The sequence below is a fragment of the Bacillus sp. N13C7 genome, from assembly GCF_026790065.1.
GTDB lineage: Bacteria > Bacillota > Bacilli > Bacillales > Bacillaceae > Bacillus.
On sequence record NZ_JALAMO010000018.1, the window covers coordinates 85,368 to 100,639 of the forward strand.

Genomic DNA, 15,272 nt, shown 5'->3' on the forward strand with positions numbered 1-15,272 from the left:
CTCTAAAAGCCGTTTTCGCTTAAGAAGGCTTTTGTAATGGTTTGTTGGGACTTATTTTCATTGGCTTTATGCAAAAATCGATACATATATTTTCCGATCATATCGCATTCGATATTCACTTTAGAGCCGATCGTTTTTTCTGAAAAAACCGTTTCGCTGATGGTATGCGGTATTAAAGAAATCGTCACTGTATCTTCTGTCAGGCCGAATATTGTTAAGCTCACGCCGTCCACGGTAATCGATCCCTTTAAGACCAATGTTTTTGTTAATGACGGGTCCATTTTTAAATCATAGTAAACTGCGTTGCTTTTTTCTTCAATTCGTATAATTTCTGCCGTTCCGTCGACATGGCCTGAGACGAAATGGCCTCCGAAACGGCCGTTTGCCGCCATCGCTCTTTCCAGATTTACTTTGCTTCCTTTTGATAAATCATTCAGTGACGTAGCTTTGACAGTTTCAGGCATAACATCCACTGTGAATTGATTTTTTGTAAAATCAGTGACAGTCAGACAAATGCCGTTCACCGCAATGCTGTCGCCTAAATGAACATCCTCTAAAATCTTTGAGCATTTGATTGTTAAGGCCATTGAATGCCCTGCTTTTTTCATGGATTCGATTGTGCCTGTTTCTTCAATAATTCCTGTAAACATGGTCACCATCCTACTCGTTTATCGGTTTTGCCGTCAGTTTGATATCACGGCCGATTTGGGTTATATCAGTGAATTGTAATAAGGGGACATCTTTCATTGATTGAAAACCTTCACCGGAGATTAAGCTGGGAGCATGCGTTCCTCCGATTAATTTAGGGGCAAAATAGAAGATGATTTCTTGAAAACAGCCTTCATTGACAAAGCTTCCGTGAACGGCTGAGCCGCCTTCCACATACACCGACATGATGCCTTCTTCCGCAAGGATTTTCAGAACATCGGGAACTTGAATGCTTTCAGTTTCAAGCGTAAATATGTTCACACCGTAAGCTGATAGCCGTTTTTTCTTTTCCTCGTCTGCTCGTGCCGTTGTAAAAATCCATGTCGGCGCTGCTTGATCGCAAATCACTTGAGCGTCCTCAGGAATCGAGAGTGCGGTATCAAGTATTACGCGAACCGGCTGTTTTGTCACATTCGGCAGCCTGCAGGTTAAGCTTGGATTGTCAGCTATCACCGTGCCAACTCCGACTAAAATGCTTTGGTGTGTTTTCCTGTACTGCTGAGCATCCTGTCGTGCAGCCTCTGACGTGATCCATTTGCTGTCGCCTGTGCTGGTAGCTGTCTTTCCGTCAAGACTTGCAGCAGCTTTTAGTGTGACGTAAGGGAGGCCTGTCCTCATGAAATGCAGAAATTTTTCATTCAGCTTCTCCGCCTGGTCTGCCAGGATGCCTTCCTTTACCTCAATACCGGCCTCCTCCATCATGCTGATGCCTCTTCCAGCCACAAGCGGGTTAGGATCTCTCATTGCCACAAACACTCTTTTGATGCCAGAGTTGATAATCAGTTCTGCGCATGGCGGTGTTTTTCCGTAATGGCTGCACGGTTCGAGTGTCACGTAAATATCAGCACCCTTCGCATGGGATCCGGCCATATGGATGGCATGAACTTCCGCATGAGCTTCACCATATTTTAAATGGGCGCCCATTCCGACAATTTGTCCGTCCTTTACCACAACAGCGCCGACGAGCGGATTGGATTCGGTCTGTCCTTCGCCCTGCTTCGCAAGATCTAGTGCAAGCTTCATATAATACTCTTCCATTTGTTTCCCTCCCCTCTTTTGTGATTTACCGTCAAAAAAGCCCCGAATTTATGAAAAATCCGGGGCTTTAGGTATTTTACGCAATAGGAAATAACACTATGCATTTTTGAACTTTTTGCATAGCGGCTCATCATCATCATCCTTCTCCCATCCAGACTTTCACTGTCGGCTTCAGCTTAAACTGAATCCACCGCGTGCTTATGCACACGGGTCACGGGCTCTAAAGCGCATTCGCTTTACTACCGCCGGTCGGGATTTCCACCCTGCCCCGAAGGATACAATCTTTATTCATTTGTCCTTAATGGCTATTATAGCGATCCTTTTTGAAGGACGCAATGAAATAAACTTACAATTTGAGAAAAACAAAACATCACCCCTCAATCCGAAAGGTGATGTTTTGTTAATCATTCACTTTGGCAACCTTGATTAACCCGTCGATCCGCTTTGATTTGCTGAAGTATGCTTTAATCTTGTCGCCTTCTTTTATATCAGACAAATCCTGATTTAATTTTTTTCCGTTGAAGATGATTTTCGTTCCGTTTTCTGCTTCTCCATGATACTCAGCACCGTCAATTTTCGTTACTTTATATTCCTCGATGGTGTATTCTTCTTCTTCCGAGGACAAGGTTTGTCCAATTGCTGTCGGAACATCCTTCAGCTCAAGACCATTTATGTACATATAACCGCCTGCAAGTAAAAGCAAAAGCACTAACAGAATGGTAATCTTGGTTTTTATTCTTCCCATTTTTAAACCTCCAGCCAATATGAATCTATTCATTCATATGAGTTATTCCTTTTTTTCATGAATAAAAAACCGTCAAGTCTCGTAAATTATTAATATAACGATGCATAACGGGAATATGTTTCACATTTCTGCAAAAATTTCTTTTCTATAGATATACGAATTTATGTTCTGGTTTTGGGGGATGAACGTAAAAAAGATATAAAAAAGCAGCCTCCTGTTCAGGAAGCTGCTCGATCCTAATTCGTTTTTCGCATTTCGTTAAATGGGAAGAAAACAAACTTTGACGTACCCGCAATTTGTTTTTTCGTGAATAGGCCAAGCCCGTTTCGGCTGTCCATTGAGTTCCGACGGTTATCACCCATCACAAAATACTTGTCATCCGGCACTTTCACCGGGCCGAAATCATCAGTCAAACGGTCAAAGCCATCCTGCTTCGCCCTCTTTTTATTAGCTGCCAAATAAGGCTCGGCCATCTTTTTCCCATTGATATAGAGCTGGTCGTTTTTCATTTCAACTGTATCTCCAGGCAGGCCGATAATACGTTTGACATAGTGAACATCATCCCCGTTTAATACGACGATGTCTCCTCTGTCAAACTCGCCGATGTATTTGACTGTCATATTGACAAAGACCCTTTCCCGGTTATGAAGTGTAGGATACATAGAGTCACCATCTACGACATACGGCGCAAAAATAAAATGGCGGATGAGCAAAGCGAGTATGACTGCAATTACAATTGCCTTTGCCCATTCTAATATTGATTTTTTCTTCGAAACATTTTCTGATTTCAACTGATTTCCTCCAATAAACAACGATCTTCCATTTATGTTATCACGAATCGAAACGAAATCCCATTAGGACCATTGCAGTGATTTTACAATCTACTCATCCTCATCCTCCACCCAAATCATGCCTACTTTTTTCTTAGTGATCACAACCAGTCCTACATCAAATACCGCTTGAGAATCTTACTCCCGTTACTTAGTGAACATCAGCATCCGTATTATACAGAGGGGTGTTCCGAAAAGTATTACATAATTCAGAAGCGATAAGTTTAGAAGAAAGAGAGTATTCGTATGTTCAATCTTCAGATCATATATCAATCATAAGGTTACGGGCAGTCTGCTGAATTTACCGGAATGTTGGCGGCAGCCTATTTCACAGGTGACAAATCCGGCATCCCGTTTTGCCTTCATCATATTTTTAAAATGATTGAAGCTCGAAAACATGAATCAGCCACCAAAAAATAAATCCAATATATTGCCGGCAGTTGAAGATTCTTTATTATAAAACTCCGAATATCCGCAATTCTTGCAGTAAACCACGAGAAAACGGTTATTCTGAACGTCAAACAACTTTGATAATCCCGTACCGGTTGTGGCTATTTCTTTTTGGCCGGCCTCAGTGCTTCCGCATTTTATACAGCCTTTATTATTCATAACGCCAAGCTCCTTTTTATACATCACGTTTGATTTATTTTACTATAAAATACCATCGCCGATGAACCATATCACTTTAAAGTTTTCTTAATTTTACTGACTGTATCCTTTTTGCGACATAATATAAAAGATAATCATACACTTGTCATTCTAGCAATTGTATATTCTTACTGCTTTAGTTGTCTGTTTACCGTCTCTGGTCCTCAGGCGGTTTTCTTTGTGAACATTTTTTACAAATAAAAAAGCTCCCTCGGATACGAGGAAGCTTTTCGTCTGCCAATTAGCCTTCTACACGGACTTCTTTCATGACATCGCCGTTAGACATGTTTTTTGCGAATTCTAATCCGCTTGTTACTTTACCGAATACAGTGTGAACACCATTTAAATGAGGCTGCGGCTCATGAACGATGAAAAATTGGCTGCCGCCTGTGTCTTTTCCAGCGTGTGCCATAGAAAGTGCGCCCGCTTCATGTGTATGCGGGTTTCCTTCTGTTTCACATTTGATTGTGTATCCCGGACCGCCTGTGCCAGTTCCGTGCGGGCATCCGCCTTGGCTGACAAAGCCTGGAATCACTCGGTGGAAAGTAAGCCCGTCGTAAAAGCCTTCATTCGCAAGCTTTTCAAAGTTTGCGACAGTGCCCGGCGCAGCTTCTGGGTAAAGTTCAAATTCAATTTTGTTGCCGTCTTCTAATAAAAAGTAACCTGTTTTCAATTGTATGCCTACTTTCTTTATTTTAATTTTCAAAGGAGATTATGTATGATAGGTTATAGCCCGTCTCTCCTTGTCGCGGCTATTATACCACACCTTTCAGGGGAAAACGAATCTGCCGGCTTTACAAAAAATAAAAATGAAACCTGAATCTCTTTATCTCCGTCTAACCTAACGGAACTGTATTTTCATCATGATTCAGGTCCTCGCAAAGCAGCTCTATCCAGCTGTTTGTGAAATTGAAGGAGGTCAAACTGCTTTGAAAAAATTATGGATTGGAATGCTGGCAGCGGCATTTTTGCTGCTGACGGTTCCGAAAGTCAGTCTCGCGGATGCCGCAGTTGGAGATGTCATTGTAACTCTGGGTGCTGATTTATCAGAATCTGATAAACAAAAAGTGCTTGATGAGATGAATGTCCCTGACAATGCCACAACGGTAACCGTGACCAATAAGGAAGAACATGAATATTTAGGAAAATATATACCGAGCGCTCAAATCGGATCAAGAGCCATCTCTTCATCGTCAATCACCATTGCCAAAAAAGGCTCTGGACTGAATGTTGAAACACATAATATCAGCGGCATTACAGATGAAATGTACCTAAACGCCCTGATGACAGCCGGTGTGAAAGATGCGAAGGTGTATGTTACAGCACCGTTTGAAGTATCCGGGACTGCGGCTTTAACTGGATTGATTAAGGCGTATGAAGTCTCTTCTGACGAAGCGATCTCGGAAGATGTGAAACAGGTAGCCAACCAAGAGCTTGTCACAACATCTGAGCTTGGAGACAAAATCGGTAATGAAAATGCGGCTGCGCTGATTGCAAAAATCAAAGAAGAGTTTGCTAAAAACGGTGTGCCTGACAATAAAGCTGATATTGAAAAACAAGTGGACGACGCAGCTTCTGATTTGAATGTCACACTTACAGACAGCCAAAAGGACCAGCTTGTCTCCTTATTCAATAAAATGAAAAATGTTGATATCGACTGGGGACAGGTCGGTGACCAGCTTGATAAAGCGAAAGATAAGATTACGAAATTCATAGAATCAGATGAGGGCAAGAGTTTTATCCAAAAAGTCATTGATTTCTTCGTATCTATCTGGAATGCGATTGTTTCTATATTCAAATAAGAAAAAGCGCCGAAAAATCGGCGCTTTTTTATTGCTTCACACTCGTTTTAAAGGGCAGGTCAAGTTTCACGATATCCTCGTATGTTTCTCTCTTTACGACTAAATGGTCCTCGCCATTTTCTACAAATACAACGGCAGGTCTTGGGATTCGATTGTAATTGTTGGCCATGCTGTATCCATAAGCGCCTGTACAAAAAACGGCAAGAAGATCACCTTCTTTTACTTCTGGCAGGTCAATATCCCAAATCAGCATATCACCGCTTTCACAGCACTTTCCGGCAATCGATACCGTTTGGTCATGTGCTTCACCGATACGATTGGCTGTCGCAGCTTCATATTTAGCCTGGTAGAGTGCAGGACGAATATTGTCATTCATGCCTCCGTCTACAGCCACATACTGACGAACACCCGGCACTTCTTTTTGAGAGCCAACCGTATAAAGGGTTGTGCCTGCGTCTCCCACGAGAGAACGGCCCGGCTCGATCCAAATTTCCGGAATGTCAAAACCGTATCGGGCAGCATTTTCTTTCACAGCTTCGATAATTTTTTCCACGTATTCAGTGGCGTGAAGCGGTTCATCGTCTTCCGTATAACGGATGCCGAAACCTCCTCCTAGATTCAAAACCTTGGATACAAATGAGTATGATTCTCTCCACTCGTCCAGTTTTTTAAAGATTTTTTCCGCAGCTAACACAAAACCGGCCGTATCAAAAATTTGCGAACCGATATGACAATGGACACCGAGCAGCTGAATATGTCCTGATTGTAAGACTTGCTCAATCGCCCGTTCAGTTTGTCCGTTGTGCAGGTCGAATCCAAACTTTGAATCTTCCTGACCCGTTGTAATGTAGTCATGCGTATGTGCTTCTACTCCAGGCGTGATCCGCAAAAGAACATCGATGGAGTGCCCCGTTTCTTCACATAGGTCTTCCAATAGCGAAATTTCATAGAAATTATCCACCACAATGCAGCCGATGCGATGCTCAAGTGCCATCCGCAGTTCTTCCCTGCTCTTGTTATTCCCATGAAAGTGAATGCGTTCTGCTGGAAAGCCTGCAGCAACAGCGGTATAAAGCTCTCCCCCGGACACGACATCTAAAGATAGTCCCTCTTCCTCAGCGAGCTGAATCATTGCAACTGATGAGAACGCTTTGCTCGCATATGCCACCTGTGCTTTCAGGCCTGCAGTAATAAATGCCTGCTTAAAGCTTTTAGCACGCTCACGTATTAAAGCCACATCATATACGTAAAGAGGTGTTCCATATTTTTGCGCTAAATAAAGAGCGTCCACACCTCCGATTTCTAAATGCCCATGTTGATTTTGTCTGCTTGTGCCATGTAAGAACAATGTCATTCCCTCTTTCTCCGCTTATGGGTGAAAAGGACAGTTTTATAGACTGCCCCTTCATAATTAAGACATACATTATCATACTCTTCAGTCAGTTTCAATGCGATTATGAATTGGTAGGTTGTCTTAAGCGATTTCTTGGGTGAACGATACTGGGTCTTACTTTTGCACCAGGTTTTGCTGTGCGGATCAGTACCTGCCACAGCGCCTTGCCGTTAAAGGGAATTAGCGGCCATAAGTACGGTGTCTGGAGAGATTTGATGCTGGCCATGGCAATAATTAGTACTGTGAATCCAATAACGAGCCCTTTTATGTGAAATATGGCAACGAGTATCATGAGAGCAAGACGGCCCATTTTGTTTGCCAAGCTTAATTCATAACTAGGGGTCGCGAAAGTTCCAATTGCCGCAAGTGAGACGTATAGAATTACCTCTGGCGAAAACAGGCCGACTTCAATTGCAATTTGACCGATCAGCACTGCGGCAATAATACCCATTGCCGTCGATAAAGCTGTCGGGGTATGAATCGCAGCCATCCTGAGAAATTCGATCCCTAAGTCTGCTAAGAATATCTGCAGGATGATCGGGATATGCGTATTCTTATTTAAACCGATAAATTTCATATTCTCGGGCAGCAGGTCAGGCTGCAGCACAAAGAGAAACCAGATCGGGAGAAATATAGTGGATGCAATGATTCCGAAAAATCTTACCCATCTTAAAAAAGTACCGACTGTAGGAGCCTGCCTATATTCTTCAGCATGCTGGACATGGTGGAACAAAGTCGTCGGGGTGATAATTACACTCGGCGATGTATCAACCATGATGATGACATGACCCTCAAGCACATGATTGGCCGCGACATCGGGTCTTTCAGTATAGCGGACAAGCGGATATGGGTTATAGCCTTGTTTAATAATGAATTCCTCGACTGTTTTGTCTGCCATTGTTAATCCGTCGACGTCAATCGCAGCAACTTCTTTCTCCACGATGTCAACCAGATCTGGATCTGCAATATCTTCTATATAACAAATGCTCAGATCCGTTTTTGACCGCTCGCCGACCTTTGTCATCTTGATGCGAAGACGTTCGTCTCTGATCCGCCTTCTGAGAAGGGCTGTATTGACGACGATATTTTCAACAAATCCGTCTCTGGCTCCCCTGACCACCTTTTCCGTATCAGGTTCTTCCGGATTTCTGCCCGGATAGCTTCTAACATCAATAATAAACGCGAAGCCTGCATCTTCCACAATGACTGCAACCAGTCCGGAGAGCACCTGATCAGTGGTTTCATCCAGCGTTTTTACTTTTTCAACCTGGGCGTTAAGCAGCCTGTTTTCGACGATATCGATCAGCTTATCAGAATCTTCTTTCCGATTATTAATGGCGACAAGCTCTCTCATTAAATGAATAATGTACGCTGTATCACATAATCCATTCAGATAGTAAAGCTGGATTTCTTTGTCCAAAATGGTGAGCTTGCGAACACCCACATCATAGCTCGCTCCCATCCCAACACGATTTTTGAAGTACGCTTCATTTTTGGCTGGATTCCGATAAACCCGGATTTGGTCTTTCGTTTGGTCCGGCATGATACCCGCTCCTTTCTAAAATAAACTCGACCGCTTTCATGGTGATGGGCGACCCTCTTGAGATATCGTCTTTTCTGCCCATTTTGCCAATATCTCCGATACCGACAATAAGCGGCAGATCAAGTTTATCAAGGCAATAGACAGTGTCCCCGTTCATTCTGTGTTCATCAAATTCCCGTTCTCCGACTTTATCGACGCCATATTCTGTTATTTCTCCATTGCGGTCAATGCTTACGTCAACTCTGGTCCATTCAGCCTGGTGGGTTTTTGAAGCAACCGCAATCACACCGAGCACTTCAATTGACGGATGGGTGGCAACATAGGTCAGAGCGGTTTCTCCCGGACCCTCTCCTTGTAGGCCTGAGTCGTCAAACATGACAAATACGGGATCATATGGTGCTGAGGTGATCAGCTTAACAAGCTCTGCACCGCTGCGGATGGAGGGGTTGCCCTTTGATTGCGAAATACATCGCCCCCCCACTTGGCTTGCGGCATATTCAATTGTTTTAGCGGCATATACGTCCCCGTCTGTTACCAGTATGACCTTTCGCTTTGTCGTCATGTCGGCATTATCCTTTCGGTTTGAAAATAACAGCTACGAGAAAGGCGAAGAGAATGGCGGCTGAGATACCAGCAGAGGTCAGCTCAAAAATCCCCATGCCGATTCCAATAAATCCGTGTATGTGCGCCTGATGCATGGCACCATGCAGAAGACTGTGGCCAAAGCTGACAATCGGAACGGTGGCGCCCCCTCCGGCAAATTCAATAAATTTATCGTAAATGCCAAATCCATCTAAAATCGCCCCGATAACGACAAAGGATGTCATGACGTGGGCTGGCGTTAATTTAAATATGTCTAACAGCAGCTGGCCGACAATACAAATGGCCCCGCCGCATACAAAAGCCAAAAGGTAATCCATGTTAAGATGCACCTCCTGCACGCTCAAATACAACCCCGTGGGCAATAGTCGGGATGGTTTCTTTTTGCTGAATCATTGTCGGGCTTAACAGCGCCCCGGTCGCCACGACAAATACACGGTTTAACTTTCCTTCTCTCAGCTGCTTAAAAATGTGAGAGTAGGTGACAATTGCTGAACAAGCACAGCCGCTCCCTCCGGCAAAGACCTGCTGATCTGGTGTATAAACCAAAAGCCCGCAATCATCATGCTTTGTGCCAACCGGATAACCGTCTTCTTTTAAAATGTCTTTCACGATGGGAGATCCGACGCCGGAAAGGTCACCTGTCAGGATAAGATCATAGTCATCCGCTGTCCGGTTCAGGTCTTTAAAATGCTGCTTAATCGTATCAGCTGCAGCCGGAGCCATGGCTGATCCCATATCAAACGGATCTGTAATTCCTAAGTCAGAAACCTTTCCGACAGTCGCGCTTGTGATTTGGATATCACTTGGTGTCTGACTGATGACAACAGCTCCGCTTCCGGTTACCGTGGAGGTGGCAGTGTCCGGTTTTTGACCACCGTATTCCGTCGGATAGCGAAACTGTCTTTCCGCTGTGGCATTATGACTGCTGGTGGCAGCGATTGCCCTCTTGGCAAACCCACCGTCCACTAAAGCTGATGCGACAGCCACCGTTTCCATAGATGTTGAACAGGCGCCAAACATACAAAGGAACGGAATTTTTAAGTGTCTTGCCACATAGTTGGCCGTTACGTTTTGGTTTAGCAAATCGCCTGCCAGCAATAAATCAATATCATCTATTGTCAGATTATTTTTTTGAAGCGCTGTATTCACAGCATCTTCCATCAGCTGCCGTTCAGCCATTTCCCAGCTTTTTTGATTACAGTGCATTTCGTCATAGGTTTTATCATATAAAGAGCCAAGCGGGCCGTCTTTTTCCTTTGGCCCTGCTGCTGTTCCAGCTGAATTGACAAATAAGGGATTTTCGAATACCCAGGTTTGCTTTCCTGTTAATTTCATTTTCATTTCCTCCTATGACATCAGTTTCTCAAAAGCAAACCGAATCATTCCGACGATGTAAGCAGCCACAACACCGAAAACGATGACATTACCCGCGAGTTTAAACATGTTTGTCGCTACCCCAAGCACTAACCCCTCGCTTTTATATTCAAGAGCCGCGCTTGCCATGCTGTTGGCAAAACCTGTGACCGGTACGGCTGAGCCGGCGCCTGCAAACTGTCCGATTCTGTCATAGATGCCGAATCCAGTAAGCAGGGCTGATACTAATATCAGCGTTGCCGCCGTTGGATTTCCCGCTGTTTTTTCATTAAAATCAAAAAAATGGATATAAAAATTCTGCAGACCTTGCCCGATCATACAGATCAGACCGCCTACCAGAAAGGCTTTGACACAGTTCCAGACGTAAGGCGGCTTAGGCTGATACGTTTTTACTTTTGATTTGTAGTTTTCTTTTATGTTTGTCATCTTGAAACCTCCTTATGAATGGTCAATAAAATATAGCCAGTGAAATAAAGATCCCGCGATTTTCCCAATCACGATGGCCATTAACAGAATAATGATTTTACTTCTGAGCCCGATGCGTTTTGCTAATATCGGCAGAACATTTAATACCTCTGTAAGGGCAGCCGCAAGCATTCCGACAAACACACCTGCCAGCAGCCCGACCGGTACGGCAATCCATTTTGTTAAAAAAAGATGGTTCATATGAAGCGTCTCCCATCCCCCGCAAACCGCGCCAAGAATAACAGCCGCTTCATAAGCCTGAACGAATCTCATCGTTTTGGTGAGCTGCATCAGCCGCGGAATGATCCCCATTACGGTTAAAAAAGCAACGAAGCCAGCCCCCACCGTGATGCCTCCGCCGAGCCCGACAAAAATAATGAACAATACACTAACGATCATGCAGATCCTTTATTGTTTCTTGATTCTCATGCATGGCCACATATTGGTCGAGGTCAAGCTGATAGTTAAACATCTCAACCTCCAGCGGGCTGGGCTCTTCGTTAAGGCGCTTTTTAAATATGTGGTTAAAAAACACGATCATCCCCAGTCCCAAGCCGATGCTGTATGGGATTTGAAGCAAATATGGATAGTCATTCCTCTCTCCGGTAATGATTTCATAAAGTGCGATATGAACATCTCTCATGCTGACATCCTCATGAAAGTTCATGATAGCAAGACACGATCCGATAAACAGAAGCAGCCAGACACCGATAAACAGAACCGTTGATATTTGCCGTTTCCGGTACTGGATTTCAACAATGGTTTCTGCTCCGCCTACCGTTTGAACATCAAGTGTCGGATCTTGTATATGAATGGCTTTGAGGACTTGTATGATATCCAGAATTACGATATTTTTATCCTTTTCGCTCACCTGATAAAGCGGCATAGCTGCAAGTTTCTTTTTCAGCTGAAGCTGCCCTTCAATTTGCGCTGCATCTCCAACCGTGATGATATCACCCGGGTGGGCCAGCACCCGGTGGCGAAGTCGGATAAATATACGTCGTTCCATCATTGATCACCATCTTTCGGTGGTTATATATGTAGTATGTGGTTCGATTTTGTTCTCATTCATCCGCTCGAAAAGACCATAAATTACCACGCTTTTGCACACAAAAAAGCCAGCCTGCATCGCAGACTAGCTTTCTGTATGATCCATTTGAATCTTGATCTGTTTTAATATTTTCTTTTCAAGCCTGGAAACCTGCACTTGAGAAATCCCGAGCCGCTCAGCCACCTCGGATTGTGTCTGGTCTTTATAATACCTGAGATAGACGATTAATTTTTCCCTTTCCTCCAAATCGCTGATCGCTTCTTTCAGCGCAATCTTGTCAAACCATTTTTCCTCTGAGTTGTCAGCAATTTGATCGAGCAGGGTGATCGGATCTCCGTCATTCTCATAAACGGTTTCGTGAATCGAAGACGGAGCCCTTACCGCCTCTTGTGCAAGTACGACATCTTCTGCTTCAATCTCCAAATGGTCGGCGATCTCCTGCACTGTCGGCACTCTTCCCAGTGTTTTTGATAGCTCGTCCTTCGCGCGCCGGATTTTGTTTCCAAGCTCTTTTAATGACCTTGACACCTTTACAGTTCCGTCATCACGGATAAAGCGCTGAATTTCACCGATAATCATCGGCACTGCATACGTTGAAAAACGCACATCATAGGTTAAATCAAATTTGTCAACAGATTTTAACAGCCCGATGCAGCCGATCTGGAAGAGATCGTCAGGCTCGTACCCTCTGTTTAAAAACCGCTGTACGACTGACCAAACAAGACGCATGTTTTTTTCTATGAGGAGGTCTCTTGCCTGCTGGTCGCCATTTTGGCTTTGTTTGATTAATTCCTTTACTTCATGATCCTTCAGCTGAGCGTTTTTGCCGTTTTTCTTAACCTCCACATCCATAACAAATCTCCTTAATTACAAAGCGCTTTGCTTTTTGATAAGTGCTTTGTTAAGCGAATCGTCGTTCCCATCTCGGGCGATGAATCGATACTGACATCATCCATGAAATTTTCCATAATGGTAAAGCCCATTCCAGACCGCTCAAGCTCAGGCTTCGTCGTGAATAAGGGCTGGCGGGCTTCTTCAAGATCTGTAATGCCCAAGCCTTCATCACGAATGGTCATGTATACGACATGATCTTCCAGCGTCACTGAAATGTAAACCTTCCCGTCACTGTTCTCTTCATATCCATGGATAATGGCGTTCGTCACCGCCTCTGACACAACTGTTTTGATTTCGGTCAGTTCGTCCATTGTCGGATCTAGCTGGGCAATAAATGAAGCAACTGTCACACGGGCGAATGATTCATTCTGGCTGAGGGCAGAAAACTCAAGATGCATTTCATTTTTCATGATGCCACCCCCAGCGTCAGCAGCGCCTGCTGCTCAGATTGTTCAAATCGGATAATTTTAAACAGACCCGACATATCAAACAACCGTTTCACCGCAGGAGAGATAGCGCAAACGACCATTTCTCCGCCAATTTGCTTAATTTGCTTGTATCTTCCTAAAATAACGCCAAGCCCTGAGCTGTCCATAAAGGAAAGGTCCTCCAGATTCAGCACGATATGGCGAATATCATCCTTCTCCAATGATTGAGTCACTTTTTGTTTTAACGTTTCGGCCGTATGGTGATCGAGTTCGCCTGTTAATCGAATACAAAGCACAGATTCTTTGACATGCATGTCAATTCCAAGGCTCATGCTCATTCCTCCTTGATATGATCGGATAATGAGTGTTTCGATTTCGACGGAATGAATTCCTTCACCGTGACAAAACTAGTGGTCATTCGGCATATTTACTTAAATTTTGTCCAGTCTCCCATCGTTCGCTTCAAGAATGTTAAGAACCCGGCTTTCTTCATATCTTCTTTAGCAGCAACAGGGCTTTCAGCGAGCACTTCTCCATCCTTTTTCAGGATAAGAGTGCCAAGCTCTTGGCCTTTTTGAATCGGAGCACTGACATTGTCATTCATTTTGATTTCTTTTTTCACGTTTTTCATATCCTCGCCTTTTTTCGTCAATATTGAAATCGGCTCAGATGTCGTAAGTTCGACAAATTTTTGTTTTCCTTTTTTGACCTGTACTTTTGCGACTGTTTCATTTCGTTTATATAAAGGATGCGTTTCATATTGACTAAAAGCGAAATCAAGCATTTTTGTTACTTGCGCGTTTCTTTCTTTAGGTGTGCTCGCCCCGAACACAACCGCAATGGCCCGCATGTTTCCTTTTTTAGCCGAAGCAGTTAAGCAATATTTTGCTTCTCCTGTATAGCCTGTTTTTACGCCGTCTACGCCAGGATAAAACTTGATAAGCCGATTCGTATTGACCAGCCAAAACTTTTTGTCAGTATTTTCGCGCAGGTAATCTTCATACGTGCCGGTAAATTTCGTTATTGATTCGTATTTCAGTAATTCCTTAGCCATGATTGCCATGTCATAAGCAGAGCTGTAATGCCCTTCCTCGGTCAATCCGGTCGGGTTTTTGAAGGATGTGTTTTTCAAGCCCAGCTCTTTAGCTTTTTTGTTCATCTTCTTCACAAATTCTTCTTCAGAGCCGGAAATAAATTCAGCCATCGCTACGGAAGCGTCATTTCCCGATGCGATTGCGATGCCTTTGAGCATTTCTTTGACAGTCATTTCCTCACCGGGCTCGAGGAAGATCTGTGAGCCGCCCATTGAAGCCGCATGCTCACTTGTACGGACCTTATCACTCATTTTGATTTTGCCTTCATCTAAAGCTTCCATAATTAAAAGCATCGTCATAATTTTCGTCATGCTTGCAGGCGCCAGTCTCTCATTGCTGTTTTTGTTGTAAAGCACTTTTCCTGTGTCACGTTCTATCAGCACCGCAGACTTCGCTTCATGAGCTAGCTCCGATGTACGTTTTCCGTCTTGTTTTGCAAATGCAGACGGTGCAAATGTAAGTAGCATTATACCAATCAACAAAGTGGATAAAAGACGTTTCATCTCAAAAGCCCTCCATTTCATAATCCTTTTTATTTTTTCCAAGCGGGATGGTTTTATACACCACTGATGGAAAATGTTTCGTATCTTTTTTGGCATAAAAAAAGACAGCTGCGTCCATGAGACACAGCTGTCTTGATCTTGCTATGATTTAAT

General features: G+C 43.8%; 19 protein-coding genes, 1 pseudogene and 1 riboswitch. Of the genes and pseudogenes, 2 read left to right on the forward strand and 18 right to left on the reverse strand.

What is annotated here, in order from left to right; all coding sequences use genetic code 11:
- Window positions 1-2: 2 nt before the first annotated feature.
- The 4 genes from ribE to sipS all read right to left on the reverse strand — a co-directional run bounded on the left by ribE (window position 3) and on the right by sipS (window position 3,282).
- The gene (gene ribE, locus MOB98_RS17850; protein WP_268359782.1) at window positions 3-650 is read right to left on the reverse strand and encodes a riboflavin synthase subunit alpha; all 648 of its coding nucleotides are present in this window, start codon (window positions 648-650) and stop codon (window positions 3-5) included.
- Between the two features lie 10 nt (window positions 651-660).
- Window positions 661-1,746, reverse strand: a complete 1,086-nt coding sequence (gene ribD, locus MOB98_RS17855; protein WP_268359781.1) for a bifunctional diaminohydroxyphosphoribosylaminopyrimidine deaminase/5-amino-6-(5-phosphoribosylamino)uracil reductase RibD — start codon at window positions 1,744-1,746, stop codon at window positions 661-663.
- A gap of 135 nt (window positions 1,747-1,881) precedes the next feature.
- Window positions 1,882-2,026, reverse strand: a riboswitch (FMN riboswitch).
- A gap of 120 nt (window positions 2,027-2,146) precedes the next feature.
- Entirely contained in the window at window positions 2,147-2,491 is a 345-nt protein-coding gene (locus MOB98_RS17860) for a hypothetical protein (RefSeq protein WP_268359779.1), read from the reverse strand.
- Window positions 2,492-2,727: 236 nt separating this feature from the next.
- Window positions 2,728-3,282, reverse strand: coding sequence for a signal peptidase I sipS (sipS, locus tag MOB98_RS17865; RefSeq protein ID WP_268370010.1), 555 nt, complete (start codon window positions 3,280-3,282; stop codon window positions 2,728-2,730).
- 348 nt (window positions 3,283-3,630) lie between these two features.
- Here sipS and MOB98_RS17870 point away from each other — a divergent pair.
- A pseudogene (locus MOB98_RS17870) lies at window positions 3,631-3,781 on the forward strand (hypothetical protein).
- On the opposite strand, the gene MOB98_RS17875 reads toward MOB98_RS17870, so the two are convergent.
- Window positions 3,724-3,930 (reverse strand): zinc ribbon domain-containing protein, encoded by a 207-nt coding sequence (locus MOB98_RS17875; RefSeq protein WP_003236703.1) that lies wholly within the window; start codon window positions 3,928-3,930, stop codon window positions 3,724-3,726. The pseudogene MOB98_RS17870 and the gene MOB98_RS17875 sit on opposite strands and share 58 nt — an antisense overlap.
- A gap of 280 nt (window positions 3,931-4,210) precedes the next feature.
- Complete coding sequence (locus tag MOB98_RS17880) at window positions 4,211-4,642, reverse strand: peptidylprolyl isomerase (RefSeq protein WP_003223931.1); 432 nt, start codon at window positions 4,640-4,642, stop codon at window positions 4,211-4,213.
- Window positions 4,643-4,898: 256 nt separating this feature from the next.
- Here MOB98_RS17880 and MOB98_RS17885 point away from each other — a divergent pair, with 256 nt between their 5' ends.
- Window positions 4,899-5,771, forward strand: a complete 873-nt coding sequence (locus MOB98_RS17885; protein ID WP_268361740.1) for a DUF1002 domain-containing protein — start codon at window positions 4,899-4,901, stop codon at window positions 5,769-5,771.
- A 28-nt stretch (window positions 5,772-5,799) separates the two neighbouring features.
- On the opposite strand, the gene lysA is transcribed toward MOB98_RS17885, so the two are convergent.
- The 12 genes from lysA to dacF all read right to left on the reverse strand — a co-directional run bounded on the left by lysA (window position 5,800) and on the right by dacF (window position 15,119).
- A complete protein-coding gene (gene lysA / locus MOB98_RS17890; RefSeq protein ID WP_268361771.1) occupies window positions 5,800-7,119 on the reverse strand; it encodes a diaminopimelate decarboxylase in 1,320 nt (439 codons plus the stop codon).
- 106 nt (window positions 7,120-7,225) lie between these two features.
- Entirely contained in the window at window positions 7,226-8,707 is a 1,482-nt protein-coding gene (locus tag MOB98_RS17895) for a spore germination protein (protein WP_268361743.1), read from the reverse strand.
- A complete protein-coding gene (spoVAEA, locus tag MOB98_RS17900; protein ID WP_268361745.1) occupies window positions 8,652-9,269 on the reverse strand; it encodes a stage V sporulation protein SpoVABEA in 618 nt (205 codons plus the stop codon). The genes MOB98_RS17895 and spoVAEA overlap by 56 nt, the downstream gene beginning before the upstream one ends.
- A 7-nt stretch (window positions 9,270-9,276) precedes the next feature.
- Window positions 9,277-9,627 carry a stage V sporulation protein AE gene (gene spoVAE, locus MOB98_RS17905; RefSeq protein ID WP_003223941.1) on the reverse strand — a complete coding sequence of 117 codons (351 nt, stop codon included), beginning with the start codon at window positions 9,625-9,627 and terminating at the stop codon, window positions 9,277-9,279.
- 1 nt (window position 9,628) lies between these two features.
- Window positions 9,629-10,645: a stage V sporulation protein AD gene (spoVAD, locus tag MOB98_RS17910; protein ID WP_268361746.1), complete on the reverse strand. Its 1,017-nt coding sequence runs from the start codon at window positions 10,643-10,645 to the stop codon at window positions 9,629-9,631.
- Between the two features lie 12 nt (window positions 10,646-10,657).
- On the reverse strand, window positions 10,658-11,110 hold the full coding sequence (spoVAC, locus tag MOB98_RS17915; protein ID WP_268361749.1) for a stage V sporulation protein AC: 453 nt from the start codon (window positions 11,108-11,110) through the stop codon (window positions 10,658-10,660).
- A 12-nt stretch (window positions 11,111-11,122) separates the two neighbouring features.
- Window positions 11,123-11,548, reverse strand: a complete 426-nt coding sequence (gene spoVAB, locus MOB98_RS17920) for a stage V sporulation protein SpoVAB (protein ID WP_003223948.1) — start codon at window positions 11,546-11,548, stop codon at window positions 11,123-11,125.
- Window positions 11,538-12,158, reverse strand: coding sequence for a stage V sporulation protein SpoVAA (gene spoVAA, locus MOB98_RS17925; RefSeq protein ID WP_268361752.1), 621 nt, complete (start codon window positions 12,156-12,158; stop codon window positions 11,538-11,540). The genes spoVAB and spoVAA overlap by 11 nt, the downstream gene beginning before the upstream one ends.
- A gap of 126 nt (window positions 12,159-12,284) precedes the next feature.
- Entirely contained in the window at window positions 12,285-13,052 is a 768-nt protein-coding gene (gene sigF, locus MOB98_RS17930; protein ID WP_268361755.1) for an RNA polymerase sporulation sigma factor SigF, read from the reverse strand.
- A gap of 11 nt (window positions 13,053-13,063) precedes the next feature.
- Window positions 13,064-13,504, reverse strand: coding sequence for an anti-sigma F factor (gene spoIIAB / locus MOB98_RS17935; RefSeq protein WP_069149810.1), 441 nt, complete (start codon window positions 13,502-13,504; stop codon window positions 13,064-13,066).
- Window positions 13,501-13,854: an anti-sigma F factor antagonist gene (spoIIAA, locus tag MOB98_RS17940; protein WP_003223957.1), complete on the reverse strand. Its 354-nt coding sequence runs from the start codon at window positions 13,852-13,854 to the stop codon at window positions 13,501-13,503. The genes spoIIAB and spoIIAA overlap by 4 nt, the downstream gene beginning before the upstream one ends.
- A 95-nt stretch (window positions 13,855-13,949) precedes the next feature.
- Complete coding sequence (gene dacF, locus MOB98_RS17945; protein ID WP_268361758.1) at window positions 13,950-15,119, reverse strand: D-alanyl-D-alanine carboxypeptidase DacF; 1,170 nt, start codon at window positions 15,117-15,119, stop codon at window positions 13,950-13,952.
- Window positions 15,120-15,272 lie beyond the last annotated feature (153 nt).

Bases quoted from the DNA above. Each gene is read 5' to 3' on its own strand.
- spoVAC (WP_268361749.1), bottom strand. From the start codon at position 11,110: ATGACAAACATAAAAGAAAACTACAAATCAAAAGTAAAAACGTATCAG.
- spoVAA (WP_268361752.1), bottom strand. From the start codon at position 12,158: ATGGAACGACGTATATTTATCCGACTTCGCCACCGGGTGCTGGCCCAC.
- ribD (WP_268359781.1), bottom strand. From the start codon at position 1,746: ATGGAAGAGTATTATATGAAGCTTGCACTAGATCTTGCGAAGCAGGGC.
- spoVAE (WP_003223941.1), bottom strand. From the start codon at position 9,627: ATGGATTACCTTTTGGCTTTTGTATGCGGCGGGGCCATTTGTATTGTC.
- spoIIAB (WP_069149810.1), bottom strand. From the start codon at position 13,504: ATGAAAAATGAAATGCATCTTGAGTTTTCTGCCCTCAGCCAGAATGAA.
- spoVAB (WP_003223948.1), bottom strand. From the start codon at position 11,548: ATGATCGTTAGTGTATTGTTCATTATTTTTGTCGGGCTCGGCGGAGGC.
- sigF (WP_268361755.1), bottom strand. From the start codon at position 13,052: ATGGATGTGGAGGTTAAGAAAAACGGCAAAAACGCTCAGCTGAAGGAT.
- spoVAD (WP_268361746.1), bottom strand. From the start codon at position 10,645: ATGAAATTAACAGGAAAGCAAACCTGGGTATTCGAAAATCCCTTATTT.
- MOB98_RS17895 (WP_268361743.1), bottom strand. From the start codon at position 8,707: ATGCCGGACCAAACGAAAGACCAAATCCGGGTTTATCGGAATCCAGCC.
- spoIIAA (WP_003223957.1), bottom strand. From the start codon at position 13,854: ATGAGCCTTGGAATTGACATGCATGTCAAAGAATCTGTGCTTTGTATT.
- MOB98_RS17860 (WP_268359779.1), bottom strand. From the start codon at position 2,491: ATGGGAAGAATAAAAACCAAGATTACCATTCTGTTAGTGCTTTTGCTT.
- ribE (WP_268359782.1), bottom strand. From the start codon at position 650: ATGTTTACAGGAATTATTGAAGAAACAGGCACAATCGAATCCATGAAA.
- dacF (WP_268361758.1), bottom strand. From the start codon at position 15,119: ATGAAACGTCTTTTATCCACTTTGTTGATTGGTATAATGCTACTTACA.
- MOB98_RS17875 (WP_003236703.1), bottom strand. From the start codon at position 3,930: ATGAATAATAAAGGCTGTATAAAATGCGGAAGCACTGAGGCCGGCCAA.
- spoVAEA (WP_268361745.1), bottom strand. From the start codon at position 9,269: ATGACGACAAAGCGAAAGGTCATACTGGTAACAGACGGGGACGTATAT.